Here is a 5,496-nt window from a genome sequence, read left to right as displayed (position 1 = left end):
GCGCCTCCCAAGGGAGGCGCATTTTTTGACACTATTCGCTTATTTTGTTGACAAACGAACAGTTTCATGCTATACTCAGGACCACTTTTTCAAAAACAGGAGGTCCTATGAACGTTGAATTGATCGTGGATTCCACGGTGGACGTGCCGGAGCACATCCGCAGCCGGTTGACGGTGGTACCTCTGACCATTCACTTTGGCCAGGAGGAGTATCTGGACGGCGTCACCATGGATAAACACCGTTTTTATGAACGTCTGGTGGAAAGCGACGTGCTGCCCACCACCAGCCAGGCCAGCCCCGCCGCCTTTGACCGGGAGTTCCGGCGGGTGCGGTGCAGCGGCGGCAGCGCCGTGGTGCTGACCATCGCTGCCGGGCTCTCCGGCACCTATCAGAGCGCCTGCATCGCGGCGGCGGAGTATGACAACATCTATGTGGTGGACAGCGGCACCGCCGCCATCGGCGCGGGCATTCTGGCGGAGTACGCCCTGGCCTGTCTGGACCGGGGCATGGACGCCGCCGGGCTGGCCCGGGCCCTGGAGCAGAAGCGGCAGGACGTGTGCGTCCTGGCCCTGGTGGACACCCTGGAGTACCTGAAGCGGGGCGGCCGCATCTCCAAAACCACCGCCCTGGCCGGAGGATTGCTGAACATCAAGCCGGTGCTGACCATTGAAAACGGCGAAATCCTTCTGGTGGGCAAGGCCCGGGGCTCCCGCCAGGGCAACAACCTGCTGGTGGAAAAAATCCACGCCTGCGGCGGCATCGACTTTTCCCTGCCCATCCTCCTGGGCTACACGGGGCTGACGGACGTGTTCCTGAAAAAATACGTGGAGGACAGCCGGGCCCTGTGGGAAAACGGAACAGACCGTCTGGATTCCACCCTCATCGGCGGCGTCATCGGCACCCACGCCGGGCCTGGGGCCGTGGCGGTGGCCTTTTTCCGCAAGAAATAAGCTCCCCCTGGGACGTCCCGGCTTTGTCCCGGGTCAAAGGGCTTGCCAAGCGGGACGTCCCGGGGTACAATGGAACAGGAAAGGGGTGAGGCGTATGCAGCCGGGGATCATGGAGCTGGACCTGCATGGGAAAAACGCATACCAGGCCCGGGTGGCCATCGACGCCGCCCTGCGCCGGGCCAGCAGCGGGGTGTACCGCCTGCGGCTGATCCACGGCTATCACGGCGGAACGGCCCTGCGGGACCTGTGCCGGGAATACGCCGGGCACCCCCGGGTGCTGCGGCTGGTCGCCAGCCCCGGGTCCACGGACCTGGTGCTGCGGGAGTTCTGAAGGAGGGTCTTTATGAAAATCGCACAGATCCAGATGCACGTTTCCGCCGATAAGGCGGAGAACATCCGCCATGCCTGCGAACTGGTGCGCTCCGCCGGGGACATCGACCTGGCGGTGCTGCCGGAAATGTTCTGCTGCCCCTATGACAACGCCTGCTTCCGGGATTACGGCGAGCCCTTTGCCGGGCCCGCCCAGCGGGCCATGTCCCAGCTGGCCCGGGAGCGGGGCATCTATCTGATCGCCGGGTCCCTGCCGGAGCTGGAGGGGCACCGGGTGTACAACACCTCCTTTGTCTATGCTCCCGACGGCACCTGCATCGCCCGGCACCGGAAGATTCACCTGTTCGACATCGACGTGGAGGGCGGCCAGCGGTTCATGGAGTCGGAGGTCCTGTCCCCGGGCCGGGAGGTCACCACCTTCGACACCCCCTGGGGGACCATGGGCCTTTGCATCTGCTTCGATATGCGGTTTCAGGAGCTGTGCCGCCTGATGGCCCTGCGGGGTGCCAGGGTGATCTTCGCCCCGGCGGCCTTCAACATGACCACCGGTCCCGCCCACTGGAAAATCCTCTTCCGGCAGAGGGCCGTGGACCAGCAGTGCTTCACCGTGGGCACCTCCCCGGCCCGGGACAAAAGCGCCTCCTATGTGGCCTGGGGACACTCCATTGTCTGCGACCCCTGGAGCCGGGTGATCCGCCAGTGCCCGTCAAGAGAGGCGGTGGCCGTTACGGAGCTGGATCTGTCCATGGTGGACAGCGTCCGGCGGCAGCTGCCCATTCTCTCCGCCCGCCGGGAGGACGTGTACCGGCTGACGGAGCTGTGATGGCCGGCAGTGTTCGGCCAAAACGCAATTGAGGTATCCGTGCCGCAATCGGCATCTGATACTGATTCTTGATTAAAAAATTTAATCAAGAATCCCGTGCGCTGTGCGCACGCACAGCGTGTGAAAACACGCTGTGACGTCCCATACAAATTTGATTAAGAAAGGTGTGGTTTTTATGAAGATGAATCGTGTATGGAGGGTTCACGCTTCCTAACCCTCCGAATAAAATTTTGGAGGAAACAAAATGGAAAACCAAATCACCATCCGTGAAGCCGTCACGGAAAACGATGCTGCTGCCTTCTGGGAGCAGCTGCACGCCTATCACAAGCGGGATATTTTCACAGACTCCGACAAGGAAGAACTGGAATATTTCCTTGGTCAAGCGTATCGTGACCACATGATGAAGATCAACGGCAGGCCGCAGGATCGCTGCTTCTTCCTGTTCTTCCATCGGGGCGGACAGGATATCGGCTTTGCTATGCCGGTGATCTTCACCACGGAGGACGGCAAGTGCTTTATCATGGAGTTCTGCGTCTACCCGGAGTTCCGGGGCAGCGGCACGGGAAAAGCGTGTGCAGCAGCGCTTCTGGACTGGGCAAAAAAACACGGCGCACGTTATGCGGAGCTGAACTATGGCGGCAACAAGCGGCGGCGCCGCTTCTGGAAATCGGTGGGTTTTATCGAGAACGGCGCGGACCAATGGGGCGAACCGCTGATGCTCCTGCCCCCGGAGGAAAATCTTCCGATTACCGCAGAGCTTCTCGCCGACCCGGAGGACTGGCAGCTGAAAAAACTGGAAAACGGCTTTCTCAAAGAGATCGGCGAAGCACCGTCAACGGAGGAAAAGCAGGAACAGCTGGCGCAGGCCATCCGGGATGGGAAAATCACGTTCTTTGTGGCAAGGCGGGGCTATCGGGCAGTGGGGATGTGCAGCGTTTCCCGGTGCTTTTCCACCTTCACCTGCACAGATGTCGGGATATTCGATGACTTTTACATTGAGCCTGTGTTCCGGAAAAAGGGCGCTGCCCGGCTGCTGGCACAAGCGGCGCAAGAATGGAGCAAGGAAAACGCCCTTGCCAGCCTGACCGTCACCTGCGCCCCCTGCGACGAGGGGATGTATCAGGCGCTCGGCTTCGATACCCATTTGGGCAAGGCGTTTGCACATCTGGGCTGAATCGCCCGCCGGGAGGACGTGTACCGGCTGACGGAGCTGTGATGGCAGGCAGTATTCCGCCAAAACGCAGCAGTAAGGAGGATAAACCATGAGATTGCGCAGAGATAAGTAACAGTTTCCATAAAATTTGAATGGAGGTTACTTAATATGGAAATCAGAGAATACAAAACATACAACGAATCAGAGATTCTGCGCTTATACACGAGTGTTGGCTGGACGGCCTACACCGATCAGCCGGAGGTACTGCGTAAAGGCTTTGAGGGCTCTATGCTGACCCTTGCCGCTTATGAGGGCGATCAGCTTCTTGGCATCATTCGCACCGTGGGCGATGGGCATACCATCGTGTTTGTGCAGGACATATTGGTGTTTCCGGAGCATCAGCGAAAAGGCTTCGGCTCTGCGCTCTTACAAGCCGTTCTGAACCGATACCGCCATGTTCGTCAGATTGAGCTGGCAACGGATCACACGCCGAAAACCATTGCTTTTTACAAGTCAATGGGATTCTATGAATTGTCCGAAATCGGTTGCTGTGGATTTATGAGAGGATAAGAATACCAGCATCTCAATGCCAAAGGCAGTTGCTGGGGGTATCCGTGCCGCCATCGGCAGCTGAATACAAACGCAAACTAATATTTGCCTTTTCCGGGATTGTGTGGTATGCTGATGCCTGCCGGTCCGTCCGGACACGGCACTATGGGAAAAGAGGGAGAGCGCATATGAAAACCTATCAGGAAATGACCCTTGCGGAACGGCAGGCGGAATACGCCGCCCTGTGCAGGACCCATCAGGAGCAGAAGGCCCTGGGCCTGGACCTGAATATGGCCCGGGGAAAGCCCGGCCGGGAGCAGCTGGACATGGTCATGGAGATGTACAACATCCCCCTGACCGCCGATGACTTCATCACCGACGGCATCGACGCCCGGAACTATGGCTATGTGGCAGGTATTCCCATTGCCCGGAGGCTGTTTGCGGACCTTCTGGGCTGCAAGCCCGGCCAGGTCATCGCCGGAGGCAACTCCTCCCTGGAGATGATGTTCGACGCCGTGTCCAAGGCGTATACCCACGGCCTGCTGCACAGCGAAAAGCCCTGGGGCAAGCTGGACAGGGTGAAGTGGATCTGCCCGGTGCCGGGATACGACCGGCATTTCAAGGTCACGGAATCCTTCGGCATGGAGCTGCTGTCCGTCCCCATGACGGAAACCGGTCCCGACATGGACCGGGTGGAGCAGCTGATCCGGGACCCGGAGGTCCGGGGTATGTGGAACGTGCCCAAATACTCCAACCCCACGGGCATCACCTATTCCCTTGAGACCATCCACCGGCTGGCCGCCATGAAGCCCGCCGCGCCGGACTTTATGCTCATGTGGGACAATGCCTACTGCGTCCACGAGCTGGAGGGGGATTTCGTGCCCTTCCCGGATATTCTGTCCCTGTGCGCGGAGTACGGCAATGGCGACATGGTGTATGAGTTTGCCTCCACCAGCAAGATCACCTTCCCCGGGGCCGGTATCGCCTGCGGGGCCGTCAGCGAGGCCAACGTGGAATACTTCAAGAATCTGCTGAACATCCAGATCATCAGCTACGATAAAATGAACCAGCTGCGCCATGTGCGGTATCTGAAGGACAAGGAGACCACCCTGGCACTGATGCGGCGTCATGCGGCCATTCTGGGGCCCAAGTTCCGGGCCGTGGAGGACGAGCTGGACCGCCACCTGGCCCCCTGGGGCATCGCCAGCTGGAGCCACCCCAAGGGCGGCTATTTCGTCAGTCTGGACGCCATGCCCGGCACCGCCAGGCGGGCGCTGGAGCTGTGCCGGGACGCCGGCGTCACCATGACCGCCGCCGGGGCCACCTTCCCCTATGGCGTGGACCCCCAGGACAGCAACATCCGCATTGCCCCCTCCCTGCCGCCGGTCCACGAGCTGGAGCAGGCCATCGCCATTCTGTGCGACTGCCTGCGCATGGCGGCCCTGGAAAAGCTGGGTATCTGAACCCACCATATGCGAAAAACGGCCGCACCCTCCGGGGTGCGGCCGAAGCACGTCAACCATACGAAAGAAGCACGTTAAAGAAGGATGGAGCATCGCATGAACAAGAAAGTGCTTGCCAGCGGTGTCCGACCGCACCGGCCATAACTTCGGCAACGTGAAGATCGCCTTCGACGTGGGCTGCGTGGTGCTGGCGGCATAAATATCGCAAAAATGGCGTGCGCCGGGGGC

Annotated in this window: 6 protein-coding genes; all 6 read left to right on the top strand. The window is 60.1% G+C overall.

Translation table 11 applies throughout. The annotated features are described in order from the left end of the window. Positions 1 to 107 precede the first annotated feature (107 nt). Positions 108 to 950 (top strand): DegV family protein, encoded by an 843-nt coding sequence (locus LKD37_RS16825; RefSeq protein WP_302930235.1) that lies wholly within the window; start codon positions 108 to 110, stop codon positions 948 to 950. 94 nt (positions 951 to 1,044) lie between these two features. Beyond that, the gene (locus tag LKD37_RS16820) at positions 1,045 to 1,281 is read left to right on the top strand and encodes a Smr/MutS family protein (RefSeq protein WP_302930234.1); all 237 of its coding nucleotides are present in this window, start codon (positions 1,045 to 1,047) and stop codon (positions 1,279 to 1,281) included. Positions 1,282 to 1,293: 12 nt separating this feature from the next. Further along, the gene (locus LKD37_RS16815) at positions 1,294 to 2,103 is read left to right on the top strand and encodes a carbon-nitrogen hydrolase family protein (RefSeq protein WP_302930233.1); all 810 of its coding nucleotides are present in this window, start codon (positions 1,294 to 1,296) and stop codon (positions 2,101 to 2,103) included. Between the two features lie 244 nt (positions 2,104 to 2,347). Beyond that, on the top strand, positions 2,348 to 3,277 hold the full coding sequence (locus tag LKD37_RS16810; protein ID WP_302930232.1) for a GNAT family N-acetyltransferase: 930 nt from the start codon (positions 2,348 to 2,350) through the stop codon (positions 3,275 to 3,277). 147 nt (positions 3,278 to 3,424) lie between these two features. Beyond that, positions 3,425 to 3,826 carry a GNAT family N-acetyltransferase gene (locus tag LKD37_RS16805; RefSeq protein WP_302930231.1) on the top strand — a complete coding sequence of 134 codons (402 nt, stop codon included), beginning with the start codon at positions 3,425 to 3,427 and terminating at the stop codon, positions 3,824 to 3,826. Between the two features lie 167 nt (positions 3,827 to 3,993). Next, positions 3,994 to 5,268 (top strand): aspartate aminotransferase type Ic, encoded by a 1,275-nt coding sequence (locus LKD37_RS16800; RefSeq protein ID WP_302930230.1) that lies wholly within the window; start codon positions 3,994 to 3,996, stop codon positions 5,266 to 5,268. Positions 5,269 to 5,496: the final 228 nt, after the last annotated feature.

Origin of the sequence: Brotocaccenecus cirricatena (assembly GCF_020687045.1) — a bacterium.
Taxonomy (GTDB): Bacteria; Bacillota; Clostridia; order Oscillospirales; family Oscillospiraceae; genus Vescimonas; species Vescimonas cirricatena.
The sequence above is the reverse complement of the archived record's forward strand: the minus strand, read 5'-3'. Positions and strand labels throughout refer to the sequence as shown.